Origin of the sequence: Streptomyces hokutonensis (assembly GCF_000376565.1) — a bacterium.
Lineage (GTDB): Bacteria > Actinomycetota > Actinomycetes > Streptomycetales > Streptomycetaceae > Streptomyces > Streptomyces hokutonensis.
Map to the genome: position 1 here is coordinate 216,407 of NZ_BARG01000038.1, position 13,972 is coordinate 230,378.

The 13,972-nt window shown below is 71.0% G+C and carries 12 protein-coding genes; 8 read left to right on the plus strand and 4 right to left on the minus strand.

The features are described from left to right. Positions 1-6: 6 nt before the first annotated feature. The 4 genes from SSP08S_RS55725 to SSP08S_RS23600 all read left to right on the plus strand — a co-directional run bounded on the left by SSP08S_RS55725 (position 7) and on the right by SSP08S_RS23600 (position 6,625). Positions 7-1,320 (plus strand): MFS transporter, encoded by a 1,314-nt coding sequence (locus SSP08S_RS55725; protein ID WP_019070105.1) that lies wholly within the window; start codon positions 7-9, stop codon positions 1,318-1,320. After that, entirely contained in the window at positions 1,304-4,024 is a 2,721-nt protein-coding gene (locus SSP08S_RS23590) for an MGH1-like glycoside hydrolase domain-containing protein (protein WP_019070106.1), read from the plus strand. The genes SSP08S_RS55725 and SSP08S_RS23590 overlap by 17 nt, the downstream gene beginning before the upstream one ends. Then, entirely contained in the window at positions 4,021-5,505 is a 1,485-nt protein-coding gene (locus SSP08S_RS23595; protein WP_019070107.1) for an alpha-amylase family protein, read from the plus strand. The genes SSP08S_RS23590 and SSP08S_RS23595 overlap by 4 nt, the downstream gene beginning before the upstream one ends. Positions 5,506-5,695: 190 nt before the next feature. Next, a complete protein-coding gene (locus tag SSP08S_RS23600) occupies positions 5,696-6,625 on the plus strand; it encodes a hypothetical protein (RefSeq protein ID WP_019070108.1) in 930 nt (309 codons plus the stop codon). Positions 6,626-6,697: 72 nt separating this feature from the next. Here SSP08S_RS23600 and SSP08S_RS23605 read toward each other — a convergent pair whose 3' ends face one another. Further along, positions 6,698-7,153 carry a MarR family winged helix-turn-helix transcriptional regulator gene (locus tag SSP08S_RS23605; protein WP_019070109.1) on the minus strand — a complete coding sequence of 152 codons (456 nt, stop codon included), beginning with the start codon at positions 7,151-7,153 and terminating at the stop codon, positions 6,698-6,700. A gap of 177 nt (positions 7,154-7,330) precedes the next feature. Here SSP08S_RS23605 and SSP08S_RS23610 point away from each other — a divergent pair, with 177 nt between their 5' ends. Continuing rightward, complete coding sequence (locus SSP08S_RS23610; RefSeq protein ID WP_019070110.1) at positions 7,331-8,791, plus strand: MFS transporter; 1,461 nt, start codon at positions 7,331-7,333, stop codon at positions 8,789-8,791. Between the two features lie 94 nt (positions 8,792-8,885). Here the strand turns inward: SSP08S_RS23610 and SSP08S_RS23615 are convergent, their stop codons facing one another. After that, a complete protein-coding gene (locus tag SSP08S_RS23615; RefSeq protein WP_043259623.1) occupies positions 8,886-9,554 on the minus strand; it encodes a TetR/AcrR family transcriptional regulator in 669 nt (222 codons plus the stop codon). Between the two features lie 98 nt (positions 9,555-9,652). Here SSP08S_RS23615 and SSP08S_RS23620 point away from each other — a divergent pair, with 98 nt between their 5' ends. Then, the gene (locus SSP08S_RS23620) at positions 9,653-10,498 is read left to right on the plus strand and encodes a patatin-like phospholipase family protein (RefSeq protein ID WP_019070112.1); all 846 of its coding nucleotides are present in this window, start codon (positions 9,653-9,655) and stop codon (positions 10,496-10,498) included. Between the two features lie 43 nt (positions 10,499-10,541). Further along, positions 10,542-11,750: a cytochrome P450 family protein gene (locus SSP08S_RS23625; RefSeq protein ID WP_019070113.1), complete on the plus strand. Its 1,209-nt coding sequence runs from the start codon at positions 10,542-10,544 to the stop codon at positions 11,748-11,750. On the opposite strand, the gene SSP08S_RS23630 is transcribed toward SSP08S_RS23625, so the two are convergent. Next, positions 11,747-12,349, minus strand: coding sequence for a ribonuclease FAU-1 family protein (locus tag SSP08S_RS23630; protein ID WP_245607940.1), 603 nt, complete (start codon positions 12,347-12,349; stop codon positions 11,747-11,749). The two genes, SSP08S_RS23625 and SSP08S_RS23630, sit on opposite strands and share 4 nt — an antisense overlap. Before the next feature lie 60 nt (positions 12,350-12,409). Continuing rightward, the gene (locus SSP08S_RS23635) at positions 12,410-13,207 is read right to left on the minus strand and encodes a helix-turn-helix transcriptional regulator (protein ID WP_019070115.1); all 798 of its coding nucleotides are present in this window, start codon (positions 13,205-13,207) and stop codon (positions 12,410-12,412) included. A 158-nt stretch (positions 13,208-13,365) separates the two neighbouring features. Here SSP08S_RS23635 and SSP08S_RS23640 point away from each other — a divergent pair, with 158 nt between their 5' ends. Further along, positions 13,366-13,962 carry a non-oxidative hydroxyarylic acid decarboxylases subunit B gene (locus SSP08S_RS23640; RefSeq protein WP_019070116.1) on the plus strand — a complete coding sequence of 199 codons (597 nt, stop codon included), beginning with the start codon at positions 13,366-13,368 and terminating at the stop codon, positions 13,960-13,962. The last annotated feature ends 10 nt before the right edge of the window (positions 13,963-13,972 follow it).

Below are 13,972 nucleotides of genomic sequence, written 5' to 3' on the forward strand. Positions count from 1 at the left end.
ACGCCGATGGCGTACCGATCCCTTCTCCACGTTCCCGGCGCGGCATTCTTCCCGCTCGGGTTCCTCGCCCGCCTTCCCTACGCGACCTCGTCGCTCGCGACACTCATCCTGGTCCGGGCCGCCTCCGGCAGTTACGCCTTCGCCGGTCTCACCGCGGCTGCCCAGGGCGTCGCCAACGCGCTCGGCTCCCCGGTCGCCGGAGCACTGGCCGACCGGCACGGCCACCGTCTCGTCGGGGCGGTGAGCGCACTCGCCAACGCCGGTGCCCTGACCGGCCTCGTCGTGGCGAGCCACACCGGCCGCCCGGGCATGATCGCCGCGGCTGCCCTGGCCGGGCTCACCCAACCGCCGGTCGGCTCCCTGGTCCGCGTCCACTGGTCGCGCCTGCTCCACGCGCGCGAGCGGCCCGACCTCGTCCCCACCGCCCTCTCCTACGAGGCGACCGCCGACGAGATCAGCTTCGTCGCGGGCCCGGCGATCGTCGGACTGCTCACCTCCCTCGGCCCGACAGCACCGACCCTGGCAGCCATCGCCCTGCTCCTCCTGGCCACCCTGCCCTTCGCGCTCTCCCTCGCCCCCGGCGGAATCACACACCGCCCGGCATCGGGCACCTCGCGAACCCCCTTGCCGCGCCTGCCACTTGCGGTCATGTTCCTCGCCATGGCCGCGATGGGCACCGTCTTCGGCGCCGTACAGACCGGCGTCACCGCCTACGCCGACGACAGCGGACACCCCGGCAGTGCGGGACTCCTCTACGCCCTCTTCGGCATCGGGAGCGCCCTGGCGGGGGCCGCCTGCGCCTGGCTCCCCGCCCGCTTCACGCTGCTCCGCCGGTACGTGACCTTCGCGGCGACCCTGCTGCTGGGCACCCTCACCCTCGTCGCCGGGTACGGACTGCACGCCGTTCCCGCCGCGATGGCCGTCGCCGGTGTGACCGTGGCGCCGTACCTGATCAGTCTGTACGCGCTCACCGAACGCCTCGCGCCCGCGGACCGGGCGACCGTCGCCCTGACGATCCTGTGCGCGGGCGGCCCGCTGGGCACCGCGACCGGGCAGGCGCTGGCCGGCTACCTGGCCGACCGGCACGGCGCCGCCGGTGCCTTTCTGGTGGCGCCGGCGGCGGCGGGAACGGCGTTGCTGCTCGCCGTGACGGTGGTTCTCATGGACTCGCGTCGCGGCTCCCGCCCCGGCCCGGTGATCGAACGGGACGCGACCACCGGATGGCCATCCGGGCAAGCCGTTGCGGTCGAGTCCAAGACGCCTGAGTCTGAGGGAATGTGCCGGGCCACGAGGAGGACACATGATGGCGACGAACGGTGACGCACCGGATGCCGAACGGCGGCGGCTGGCCGAGGCCGACGACTCCGGGGTGCCGTGGCGCCGTTGGGGCCCCTATCTGAGCGAGCGCCAGTGGGGGACCGTACGGGAGGACTACAGCCACAGCGGCGACGCCTGGTCCTACTTCACCCACGACCAGGCCCGCTCCCGCGCCTACCGCTGGGGCGAGGACGGCATCGCCGGCGTCAGCGACGACAAACAGCGGCTGTGCTTCGCGCTCGCCCTGTGGAACGGTCGCGACCCGATCCTCAAGGAGCGGATGTTCGGCCTCACCAACTCCGAGGGAAACCACGGCGAGGACGTCAAGGAGTACTACTTCTATCTCGACAGCACGCCCACGCACTCGTACATGAAGTACCTCTACAAATACCCGCAGGCGGAGTACCCGTACGAGGACCTCAAGGCCACCAACTCGGCACGCGGACGCGGCGACTTCGAGTACGAACTTCTCGACACCGGCATCTTCGACGAGGACCGCTACTTCGACGTGTTCGTCGAGTACGCCAAGGCGGGCCCCGAGGACCTGCTGATCGAGATCACCGCCCACAATCGCGGCCCCGACGAAGCCCCGTTGCACCTGCTCCCGACCCTGTGGTTCCGGCACACCTGGTCCTGGGCGGGTGGGACCGCCGTCCCGTCCATCCACCAGGAATCCGGCGGACAACTCCGCGCCGACCACGAGGACTTGGGCCCGCGCCGGCTGTACTGCGACGCGGAGGCGCAGACCTTGTTCACCGAGAACGACACCAACAACGAGAAGATCTTCGGCAGTCCGAACACCTCCCCGTACGTCAAGGACGGCATCGACCGGTACGTCGTCCAGGGCGAGACCGGAGCGGTCAACCCGGACCGGACCGGCACCAAGGCCGCCGTCCACCACGTACTCACCATCCCGGCCGGACAGAGCGCGACCGTCCGTCTGCGCCTCACCGCCGCCGAACTGGCCGACTGGACCGCCGACTTCGACACGGTCATCACCCAACGGCGAGCCGAAGCAGACGAGTTCTACGACGCCTGCACCCCGGCCGACGCGGGCGCCGACGAACGGCGGCTGGTGCGGCAGGCGTTGGCCGGGATGCTCTGGAGCAAGCAGTACTACTACCTCGACGTCGAGCGGTGGCTGACCGAGCACGGCGTCGACCCGCTCGCCTCCGACCCCCGGGTGCGGAACAGCAACTGGTACCACATGGTCAACGACGAGATCATGTCGATGCCGGACACCTGGGAGTACCCGTGGTTCGCCGCCTGGGACCTCGCCTTCCACACCGTTGCCCTGTCGATGGTCGATCTCACCTTCGCCAAGGGCCAGTTGGACCTGCTGCTGCGCCGCCTCTACCTCCACCCCAACGGCCAGATCCCGGCGTACGAATGGAACTTCGGGGACGTCAACCCGCCCGTCCACGCCTGGGCCACCCTGTTCCTCTACGAGCTGGAGAAGCACCGCACCGGCAAGGGCGACCGCGCCTTCCTGGAGAACGCCTTCCAGAAGCTGATGAAGAACTTCAGCTGGTGGCTCAACCGCAAGGACACCGACGGCAACAACGTCTTCCAGGGCGGCTTCCTCGGCCTCGACAACATCGGCGTCTTCGACCGCAGCGCCCCGCTCCCCACCGGCGGCCACCTCGACCAGGCGGACGGCACCGCGTGGATGGCGCTGTACTGCCAGAACCTCCTTGAGATCGCCATAGAGTTGGCGGTCGACCACCCCGTCTACGTCGAGCAGGCGCAGTCCCTGTTCGAGCACTTCGCGTGGATCGCCGTCGCCATGAACCGCATCGGCGCCGACAACGCGAGCCTCTGGGACGAGGAGGACGGCTTCTTCTACGACGTGCTGCGGCTGCCCGACGGCACGGCGACCCGGCTCAAGGTGCGCTCGCTCGTCGGCCTGATCCCCCTCGCGGCCACCAGCCTGGTCGGCGGCTGGGCGGACCAGCGCTTCCCCGAACTCGTCGCCGGAGCACTGGAGTTCATCGAACGCCACCCGGCCGTGGAGGCCACCATCTCCTCGCACGAGGCCATGGGTCCGAACGCCGACGGCCGTTACCTCTTCGCCCTGTTCGGCGAGGACCGGCTGCGGCGCGTCCTGTCCCGGATGCTCGACGAGGACGAGTTCCTCGGCCCGCACGGCATCCGCTCCCTCTCCCGCTATCACGCCGAGCACCCGTACACCTTCGACGTGCACGGGGAGACCTACGGAGTGGGCTATCTGCCGGCCGAGTCCGACTCCGGGATGTTCGGCGGCAACTCCAACTGGCGAGGCCCGGTGTGGTTCCCGGTCAACTTGCTCTTGATCCGCGCCCTGTTGAACCTGCACGCCTTCCACGGCAGCGACTTCACCGTGGAGTGCCCGACCGGCTCGGGCCGTCACCTCACCCTCTACGAGGTCGCCCGCGAGATCGCCGACCGGCTCACCGCCACCTTCCTCAGCGACGAGGACGGCCACCGGCCGGTGCACGGCGCCCAGGCCAAGTTCGCCAAGGACCCGCACTGGAAGGACCTGATCCTCTTCTACGAGTACTTCCACGGCGACAACGGCGCCGGCCTCGGCGCCTCCCACCAGACCGGCTGGACCGGCCTGTCCGCCGTCACCGCCACCCTCTTCCACACCCTGGGCGACGGCGAGTGGTCGGCCCGGGGCCGCGAGAGTCTGCGCCCGACCGGCGACCGAGAGGAGCCGCTGTCATGACCCCCTGGCCCGAGCACCCGGTGATCTACGAGATCAACACCCTCATCTGGCTGGGGGAGTTGAGCACCCGCTACGGCCGCCCCGTCACCCTCGGCGAGGTGCCCGCGCCCGCCTGGGACGAGGTCGCCCTCGCCGGCGTCGACGCCGTCTGGCTGATGGGCGTGTGGGAACGCAGCCCGGCCGGACTGGAGATCGCCCTGCGCGACGAGTCGTTGCAGGCCTCTTTCCGGGCGGCCCTGCCCGACCTCCGCCCGCAGGACGTGGCCGGATCGCCGTACTGCGTCCGGAACTACGTCGTGGACGCGTCCCTGGGCGGCCCGGCGGGACTGGCGGAGGCCCGCGCCCAACTGGCCGCGCGTGGCGTCCGGTTGATCCTCGACTACGTCCCCAACCACGTGGCCCCCGACCACCCCTGGCTGACCGAACGCCCCGGCTGCCTGGTCCAGGGCACCCCGGACGACCTGGCCCACGACCCCGGCGCCTTCCTTGAGAGCGGCGGCAAGGTGTTCGCGCGGGGCCGCGACCCCTACTTCGCGCCCTGGCCCGACGTCGTCCAACTCAACGCGTTCAGCGAGGAGTTGCGGACGGCGGCCGTCGACACCGTGGCCTCGATCGGCGACCAGGCGGACGGCGTGCGCTGCGACATGGCCATGCTGCTGATGACCGACGTCTTCGCGAAGACCTGGGGCGAACGCGCGGGCACGGCACCGGCCGAGGACTTCTGGCCGTACGTCGTCCCGAAGGTCCGCGAACGACACCCCGACCTCCTCTTCGTCGCCGAGGCCTACTGGGACCTCGAATGGGCCCTCCAGCAGCAGGGGTTCGACCACTGCTACGACAAGCGGCTCTACGACCGGCTGCTGCACGAGGGCGCGGACTCGGTGCGCGGGCATCTGCGGGCCGACCTCGGCTACCAGCGCGGCCTGGTCCGCTTCCTGGAGAACCACGACGAACCCCGGGCCGCCGCCACCCTGACACCCGAGCGGGAACGGGCGGCTGCGGTCACGATCGCGACGCTGCCCGGCGCGACCCTCTGGCACGAGGGGCAGTTCGAGGGGCGCCGGGTCCGTCCGCCGGTCTTCCTCTCCCGTCGGCCGGAAGAGCCCGTCGACAAGGAACTCCTGGCCTTTTACCACCAGTTGCTCACCGCGGTGGGCGCCTCCGGCATGCGCACGGGAGGGGAGTGGCAGTTGCTGGACTGCACCGGCTGGCCCGACAACCCGTCCCACGAGAACCTGATCGCCTGGTCCTGGACGACCGATTCCGGTCGCCATCTCGTCGTCGTCAACCTGTCCGAGCAGCCGGCCCAGGGCCGGGTCCGCCTCCCGTGGACCGACCTGCGCGGCGGTCGCCGTCAACTCACCGAACTGCTTTCCGATGTGACCTACGATCGGGACGGCGACGAACTGCTGGACCCCGGTCTCTACGTCGAGTTGGACGGTCTGCGCCGGCATCTACTCGCGGTGATGCCCGGATCTTGACCTGTGGCCAACTGGTGAAGGATTGACGGGAGTTGTGAAAGGTGACAAGAATTCAGCTTGCTTCGCTGTGGCTTCGCTGAGCGAAGCATTTGCGGGCGGTCCGGTCGCGCACGCCCCCGATCGTTTCCTTTCGTGCGCCCGCCGCTCTCTCTGCCACCTCCCACACCTTTTATCATCGTCGAGGCTCACCTTGTCACGTTCGCTCCACCTCCCATCCCTGTCCGCCCTGGCGGCCACCGCGTTCATCGCCGCCGCCGCGCCCGTGCTCGCGGCCGGTACGGCGAGCGCCACCGAGAACGACGCGTGCCAGTCCGCCACCGTGCAGTACCGCATCGTCGGCGCCGATGGAAACGTTATTGGGGCCGACTGGACCTCGCAGGGCGGCTTCCACCAGTGGGACGCCGTCCCCGGCACCGTCGAGGTCCGGCTCGCCCCCGGCCAGAGCGTCGGCGAGGGCTGCAAGTACCCCGTCTCGCTCGCCGAGTACACCGCCGAAGGCTCCACCTGGTACACCTCCGGCCACCAGACCATGGTCGACAAGGCCACGGTCTACCTCACCGCCAAGGACGTCGCCGGCGCGGACGGCTCGGGGCAGACCTGGCAGAAGCTCAACGTCAAGTCGCCCGACTGCTACGGCCAGATAGACCTGTACGGCGACGACGTCGCCTACGACGGCGGTACGGGCGAGGGCCACGGCCCGCTCCCCTACGAGCCCGACAACATCGTGACCCCGTACCACCTCATCGCGGCCTGGAACGGCGGCGACAAGGAGTGCACTCCCAGCACCCCGGACTCGCCCACCCCGACGCCGACCCAGCCGGCCTCGGCCCCGCCCGCGACGCCGTCGACCCCGGCCGGCAGCACGCCGCCCGCCGACGAGACGACCCCGCCGCCCAGCCCCAAGCCGTCGACGACGCCTCCCACCTCGGCGCACGTCCCGCCGCTGAAGTCGACGCCCTCGCCCACGCCGAAGACGACGCCCAACGGCGGCAAGCAGCCGCTCGCGGAGACCGGATCCAACGCGCCGGTCGGCCTCCTCGCGGGCGGCGCGGCCCTCGTGATCGCCCTGGGCGGCGGTGTGGTCTACGCGGCGAGCCGCTCGCGCCGCTCCTCCTCCTGACCCGGTTGATCCGGGTGCACCCGGCGTGAACTGAGAGCCCCGCCCCGTGACTTGCCACGGGGCGGGGCTCACTCACGGCCGCGGCCAGGGACGCCCGCCGAGCCGCTCGATGTCGGTGTTGAACCGTCGTAGAAAGGCCGCGAAGGCGGCGATGTCCGCCTCCGACCAGTCGTCCATGATCCGGTCCAGGGACTGGACGAGACCCTCGCGTTCCTCGTCGAGCATGTGTGCGCCCAGGTCCGTGATGCGGAACTTGCGGGCCATGCCGCCCTGCGGATCGGGGATCCGCTCCACCAGACCGGAGCGCATGGCGGCCGCCGTCTGCCGGTTGAGGGTGGACGTGTCGAGGCCGAAGGCGTCGCTCAACTCGCCGATGGACATGGGCCCTTGGATGCGGATCCGGCTCAGCAGGATGTAGGCGCTGCGGTCCAGCACGCCGTCCTTGCGGCGCCCGCCCTTCTGCGCAAGCAGGCCGTGCCGGCTGAGGAGCATCTGCTCGTACTCGACTTCGCGCGTGCGCCTGTCCATCGGTCCGCTGCCTCCTGCTTCCTGCCGATACCGCCGCCGTTTGATGCGGTTCGGGGCGGCCGGACCCATCCTCGCACGACGGTATGCATCATCCCCATCACATGGTTGATACATACGATGTGTACGATGCACATCCCTTCACGTCCCGACCGAACAGATACGCCGAGGAGTCCCGTCATGGACGCCCCCCAGCCCACAGCCCGCGCAGGCGGCGTGGTCGCCACGCTGGCCTTCGCCGGCACCACGGCCGCGATCATGCAGACGCTGGTCACCCCGCTCATCGCCGACCTCCCGGAGATGCTGCACACCTCGTCCTCGAACGCCGCGTGGGTGATCACCGCCACCCTGCTGGTGGCCGCGGTCTGTGTGCCGGTGGTCGGCCGCCTCGGCGACCTGCTGGGCAAGCGCCGCATGCTGCTCGCCTGCTCCGTCCCGCTGATCGTGGGCTCGGTGGTCTGCGCGCTCTCCTCCTCCGTCGTCCCGATGATCGTCGGACGCGGACTTCAGGGCATGGGCATGGGCATGGTCCCGCTGGGCATCGCCCTGCTGCGTGACGTCGTACCGCAGGAGCGGCTCAGCCCCTCCATCGCGCTCGTCAGCGCCTCCATGGGCATCGGCGGCGGTCTCGGTCTGCCGATCGCCGCGGCCATCGCGCAGTACGCCAACTGGCGTGCCCTGTTCTGGGGTTCGGCCGCCCTCGCCGCGGTCGTCGCCGCGCTGATCTGGTTCCTGATCCCGGACGTACCGGCCGCCGCCAAGGGTCAGCGCTTCGACGCCCCCGGCGCGCTCGGCCTCGCCGTCGGGCTCGTCTGCCTGCTGCTCGGCATCTCCAAGGGCGCCGACTGGGGCTGGGGTTCGACCACCGTGCTGGGCCTGTTCACCGTCGCGATCGTGGCCTTCCTGGCCTGGGGCGTGTGGGAACTTCGCACGAGCGACCCGCTGATCGACCTGCGTACGACGGCCCGCCCCCGGGTCCTGATCACCAACATCGCCTCGGTCTTCGTCGGCGTCGGCATGTACTCCAGCATGCTGGTCGTGCCCCAGCTGCTGCAGTTCCCCGAGGCCACCGGCTACGGCCTGGGCCAGTCGATGCTCGCCTCCGGCCTCTGGATGGCCCCCGGCGGCATCATGATGATGATCGTCTCCCCGCTCGGCGGAAAGCTCACCAACGCCCGCGGTCCCAAGTTCACCCTCATCAGCGGCGTCCTCGTCATCACCGCCGGCTACGCCCTGTCGATGGGCCTGATGAGCTCCGCCTGGGGCCTGATGGTCGTCTGCATCGTCATCAACAGCGGCGTCGGCCTCGCCTACGGCGCGATGCCCGCCCTCATCATGAGCTCGGTCCCCCTCTCCGAGACCGCCGCCGCCAACGGTTTCAACACCCTCATGCGCTCCCTCGGCACCTCGATCGGCGCGGCGGTGATCGGCGTCGTCCTCGCCCAGATGACCAACACGGCCGGCGGCTTCACCTTCACCTCCGAGGACGGCTTCCGCACCGGCCTGCTCATCGGCGGCGGCGTCGCCCTCCTCGCGGCCCTTGTCGCGGCGGCGATCCCGGCCGTACGCCAGACCGCCCAGGAGGACGAGAAGGAGCCCGAGACGGTGGCCGCGCGGCAAGGGGCCGGGGTCGAGTCCTGACCTGAGCGTGGTGAACGTACGGGGGAGTTACTGCCCGGCGTCGTAGGACCGGGGGACCGGTCTTCGGCGCCGGGCAATGTGCTGTTCGACGGACTCAGCTTCCAGGTCCCAGGCCCTGCAGAGCTTGGTCGAGTTGGGCCGCGGTCAGGGCGGGGACCGGGAGCGGAGGCGCGGCGGACGTGCCGCGCAGCCCGTCGAGGAGGAGGGCGAGGGGGCGGAGCCAGGCGTCGGGTCCCGCGGCCGCGGTGAGGGAGGGGACGGTACGGCCCAGGGCGGCGAGCGCGAACAGCAGGTCCTCCGGGGTGACGTCCGTGCGGATCGTGCCCTGGTCCTGTCCGCGGCTCAGCAGTGTCTCCACGGTGCGGCGGTTGTGGGCGTGCACGGCCTGGAGCGAGTCGACGCCGTCGAGGTGGGTGGTCATCAGGTCGTTGGTGCCGCGGTCGGCGGCCAGGCCGGCGAACACTGTGCGGAGATAACCCGTCAGTCCCGCCAGGGCGTCGTCGGTGCCGCGCGCCTGCTCGCCCGCGGTCATCGTGTCGGTGAGCTGGTCGCGGAAGACGGCGTCCACGAGAGCGGCGCGGGTGGGGAAGTGCCGGTAGAGGGTGGCGTTGCCGATGCCTGCCCGGCGGGCGATCACGTCGATCGGCGCGTGCAGACCCTGCTCGGCGAAGACCTCGTGGGCGGCCTCGATCAGGAGCTCCCGGTTGCGCTGGGCATCGCGCCGCCGACCGGGTGCCGTCGCGTCGTTCGGGCCCGTCATCATCACCCTCCGAACCAGTGGGGAGTGCTCCCCGGTAGTGATGCTATCGTCGATCCATCAAGTGGGGAGTACTCCCCATTTTGGCGACAGGGGGTGACGACATGCGGGACACGGCACTGGTCCTGGGCGGTGGTGGGCCCGTCGGCGGGGCGTGGATGACCGGGGTGCTCGCGGGGCTCACCGAGGCCGGCGTCGATGTCACGCGCGCGGACGTGGTCATCGGCACCTCGGCGGGTGCGATCTTCGGTGCCCGACTCGCGGCCGGCGAGACACCGCGAGAGCTGTACGAACGCCAACTGGCCCGGGCCGACTCCATGCACCTGCGCGTCACCGTCGCCCAGACGGCCCGCTTCCTGTGGGCGGCGCTCGGATCCCGCGATCCGCAGCGCTCCGTACAACGGCTGGCCCGGGCCGCCCTCGATGCCCGTACCGGAACCGAGTCCGAACTTCTCGACGCGGTCGGCACATTGCTGCGCGGCGCACGTGACTGGCCGGTGCGGGCGCTGTGGATCACGGCCGTCGACACCGCGACCGGATCCCTGGAGACCTTCGACGCGGACACGAAGGCGACCCTCCTCGAAGCGGTCGCCGCGAGCTGCGCCGTCCCCCTCGTCCTCCCGCCCGTCACGGCCGTCGGCCGGCGCTGGATCGACGGCGGCAGCCGTACGACGACCAATCTGCAACTGGTCGCCGAACACCGCCACGTCCTGGCCGTCTCACCGATACCGAGCGCGGTGGGCCCGCACCCCAGTGCCATGCAGCAGGCGGCCCAACTCGCCGCCCAGGGAACCGAGATCACCCTCGTGACCCCCGACCGCGCGGCCCGCCGTGCGATGGGCCGAGACATGACCGCCGACGCCCGCCGCCCGGCGGCCGCCAGGGCAGGCCACGCCCAGGCGATGGCCCTGGCGCACACGGTGGCCGCCGTATGGCGCACAGGCAGGTGACACCGCGGCCGCGCGTTCCCGTCCGACCATCGAAAGGAGTGCCGTGCCGGCGCCCACCCTTCAGGACCTCGCCCCCGACGGCCACGACCCGGCCGCCGACCCCCACCCCGTCTACGCGGCCCTGCGCGCACGGGGTCCCGTGCATCGCGTCCTGGTCCCGGGCAGCGGCGAGAGCTGGCTGGTGGTCACCCGGGACGCGGCCCGCGCCGCACTGACCGATCCGCGCCTGCGCAACGACATCCGCCACTCCTCGACCTGGCAGGACGACGGCGGCCACGCTCTCGGCCGCAACATGCTCCAGACCGACCCACCGGACCACACCCGACTACGACGGCTGGTCGCGGGCCACTTCACGCCCGCGCGGATCGCCGCGCTGCGCCCGGCAGTCGAGACGATCGCCGTGGATCTGCTCGCCGGGCTGCCGACGCGGGGGACCGCGGACCTGGTGGGCGGATACGCCCTGCCGTTGCCCGTCACGGTGATCTGCGACCTGTTCGGGGTGCCCACCGCGGACCGTACGGTGTTCCACGCATGGTCCAACGAACTCGTCATGCCCGCCTCGCCCGAGACCGGTGCCTCGGCCGCCGACGCCCTGGGCGGGTACCTGGCCGACCTGATCCACCACAAGCGCGGAACCCGAGAGGCCGACCTGCTCGGCGACCTGGTCGCCGCGGCCCGCAGCCCCGAGTCCCCCCTCACCTCCCGAGAACTCCTCGGCATGGCCTTCCTTCTCCTCGTCGCCGGACACGAGACGACCGTCAACCTCATCTCCGCGACCGTCCATGCCCTCCTCACTCACCCCGACCAACTCGAACTACTGCGCGCGGAACCGGAGTTGGTCGGCGCAGCCGTGGAGGAGTCGCTGCGCCACAGCGCACCCGTCCACGCCACGGCGTTCCGTTTCGCGGCCGAGCCGATCGATCTCGCGGGCATCCGCATCCCGGCCGGAGACGCGGTACAGATCTCACTGGCGGCCGCCTCCCGCGACCCCCTCCACTACCCCGACCCCGACCGCTTCGACCTGCGCCGCCGGGGCCCCGCCCACCTCGCCTTCGGCCACGGCCTCCACCACTGCCTCGGCGCACCCCTGGCCCGTACGGAGGCCGCCGTCGCCGTACGCCTCCTCCTGCACCACCGTCCCGACCTCACCCTCGCCACCGACCCCACGACACTGCGCTGGCGGACCAGCACGCTGGTGCGGGGGTTGAGCGCTCTGCCCGTGCGGTTCGGACCGGCGGCGCCGGGCGTCTAGCCGACGGTCAGGACTCCGGGAGGCAGCGCGGGAGCCGGGCGGTGGGGATCGGGCCGCCACTTCGGCAGGCCCCGGTCGGCCGCGAACGGGCCCCCGCCCGCCCGGATCATCGCCAACGCCTCCTCGCGTGCCGCCTCCACCGTCCGGTGCTCGGCCCCGCTCACCACCCCCAGCCGCCGGCCGTGGGCGTACTCGTCCTCGTCCTTCCACTCCCACCGGGACAGATCGGGCGCGACCACCAGGTCCAGCAGGAGGTCGAAGGTGTCGAAGCCGATGGGCGTGCGGTGCATCGGGCGCTGGAAGTTGACGTACCAGTGCGTCAGGCGATGGTCGCCCGGGGCGTCGTAGAAGGCGTTGACGCTGAACCAGGTGTCCGGCGGCACCCATTGGAGATGGGCCGTGTCGCGCCAAGTCCACCGGCCGAGCCGCCAGTTGCCGTCGGCCAGGTTCGGCAGGGCGCGTTGGCGGGCGGATGCGTCACCCGTGCGCAGCCACTCGATCCAGGTCGTCGGGACCGCCAGCTCCGCGCCCGGCCCGCAGCCGAGGACAAGTGCTTCCGGGGTGTCCTCGACGACCCGGAGCGCGTGAGCGCTCCACACCTTCCGACGGAACACATCACGTCGTACTGCCGTCTCGTCCGGCTGTAATTCCTGCACGAGTCATGTCTGCCCGCGTGCCACCGCACGGAACTCCAGTGGCGTACGGCGCTCCCGCTTGCGGAAGAACTTCGCGAAGTCGGTCGGTTCGGCGAAGCCGAGGGTGCGGGAGATGTCCGCCGCCGTCGCGTCGGTGTGGACGAGGAGGCGTTTGGCCTCCAGGAGGACACGGGCGTCGAGGTACTGCTTGGCGGTCGTGCCGGTGGCCGCGAGGGTCGCGCGGGTGAGGGTGCGCGGGCTGTAGCCGAGGGCGGCGGCGTAGTCGGAGACGTGGTGGCTGGTGCGGAAGCCGCGTTCCAGCGCGGCGCTGTAGCGGCGGAACGTGTCGTCGGCCGGGGCGGACGACACCGGGTCCGGGCGGACGTGCGAGAGACGGAGCAGCAGGACGGAGAGGAGCATGCGGAGGGTCTGGAGATGTGCGTCGAGGGGGAGTGACGTCAAGTCGGCGTATTCGTGAGCGAGGTGACGCAGTGTCAGGCGGGCCGCACCGGCGTGGGGTTCCGTCGGGAGCAGTGGTGACTGGTCGAAGGGCGGATCGGCCGGCACGAAGCCCGGCTGCCAGATGACGATCGTGCCCCGGGCCGTCGTGAGGTCGGCGGGGACGTACTGGTGCACCTGCCCGGAGCCCACCCACAGCCAGCCGCCCGGTTCGACGGCGCAGTCCGTGAAGTCCACCCGGTGGCGCAGCGTGCCCTCCGTGACGTGGATCAGGTGATGGAAGTCCGGCCGCTGCGGGGCCGACAGGTCGAGGCCGCGGCGCTCACCGCGAGTCAGCAGCTCGGCGAAGTCCAGGACGTCCATACCGATGGGTGCGCTCAGTGACGGACGGTAGGAGACGTCCGTGATATCACGGTGACCGTTTTTTCCCATGGTGAGTCCCGAGCCTACCCTTGTCGGGCCCCGAACCGCTCCTACGGTCGAAAGCACAGAGACCGGACCGGGCAAGGAGCTGGGCGAACGTGCGACTGATCGTGGGCATGACCGGGGCGACCGGAGCCGTCCTCGGAGTACGGCTCCTGGAGCAGCTGGCCGAGCTGCCCGAGGTGGAGACGCATCTCGTCCTCAGTCGGTGGGCCCGTACGACCGTGGAGCTGGAGACGGGACGCACCGCCCGCGAGGTCGCCGGGCTGGCCGACGTCGTCCACAACGCCGAGGACCAGGGGGCGACCATCGCCTCCGGGTCGTTCCGCACGGACGGCATGGTGATCGTGCCGTGCTCCATGAAGACCCTGGCGGGCATCCGCACCGGCTACGCCGACGGGCTGATCGGCCGGGCCGCCGACGTCGTCCTCAAGGAACGCCGCCCGCTGGTCCTCGTACCGCGCGAGACCCCGCTGAGCGAGATCCACCTGGAGAACATGCTCGACCTCGCGCGCAAGGGCGTCCGGATCGTGCCGCCGATGCCCGCTTTCTACAACCACCCCGCCACGGTCGACGACATCGTCACCCACATCACCTCCCGCGTCCTCGACCAGCTGGACCTGCCCGCCCCTGCGGCCAAGCGCTGGGAGGGCATGCGGACCGCCCGCGCCGCGCGCATCCACCCCGCCGCCTGAGCCCCTCGGA

Excerpts from the sequence above, each read along its gene's own strand:
- SSP08S_RS55725 (WP_019070105.1), top strand. The coding sequence starts at position 7 with ATGGCGTACCGATCCCTTCTCCACGTTCCCGGCGCGGCATTCTTCCCG.
- SSP08S_RS23590 (WP_019070106.1), top strand. The coding sequence starts at position 1,304 with ATGGCGACGAACGGTGACGCACCGGATGCCGAACGGCGGCGGCTGGCC.
- SSP08S_RS23595 (WP_019070107.1), top strand. The coding sequence starts at position 4,021 with ATGACCCCCTGGCCCGAGCACCCGGTGATCTACGAGATCAACACCCTC.
- SSP08S_RS23605 (WP_019070109.1), bottom strand. The coding sequence starts at position 7,153 with ATGGACAGGCGCACGCGCGAAGTCGAGTACGAGCAGATGCTCCTCAGC.
- SSP08S_RS23610 (WP_019070110.1), top strand. The coding sequence starts at position 7,331 with ATGGACGCCCCCCAGCCCACAGCCCGCGCAGGCGGCGTGGTCGCCACG.
- SSP08S_RS23615 (WP_043259623.1), bottom strand. The coding sequence starts at position 9,554 with ATGATGACGGGCCCGAACGACGCGACGGCACCCGGTCGGCGGCGCGAT.
- SSP08S_RS23620 (WP_019070112.1), top strand. The coding sequence starts at position 9,653 with ATGCGGGACACGGCACTGGTCCTGGGCGGTGGTGGGCCCGTCGGCGGG.
- SSP08S_RS23635 (WP_019070115.1), bottom strand. The coding sequence starts at position 13,207 with ATGGACGTCCTGGACTTCGCCGAGCTGCTGACTCGCGGTGAGCGCCGC.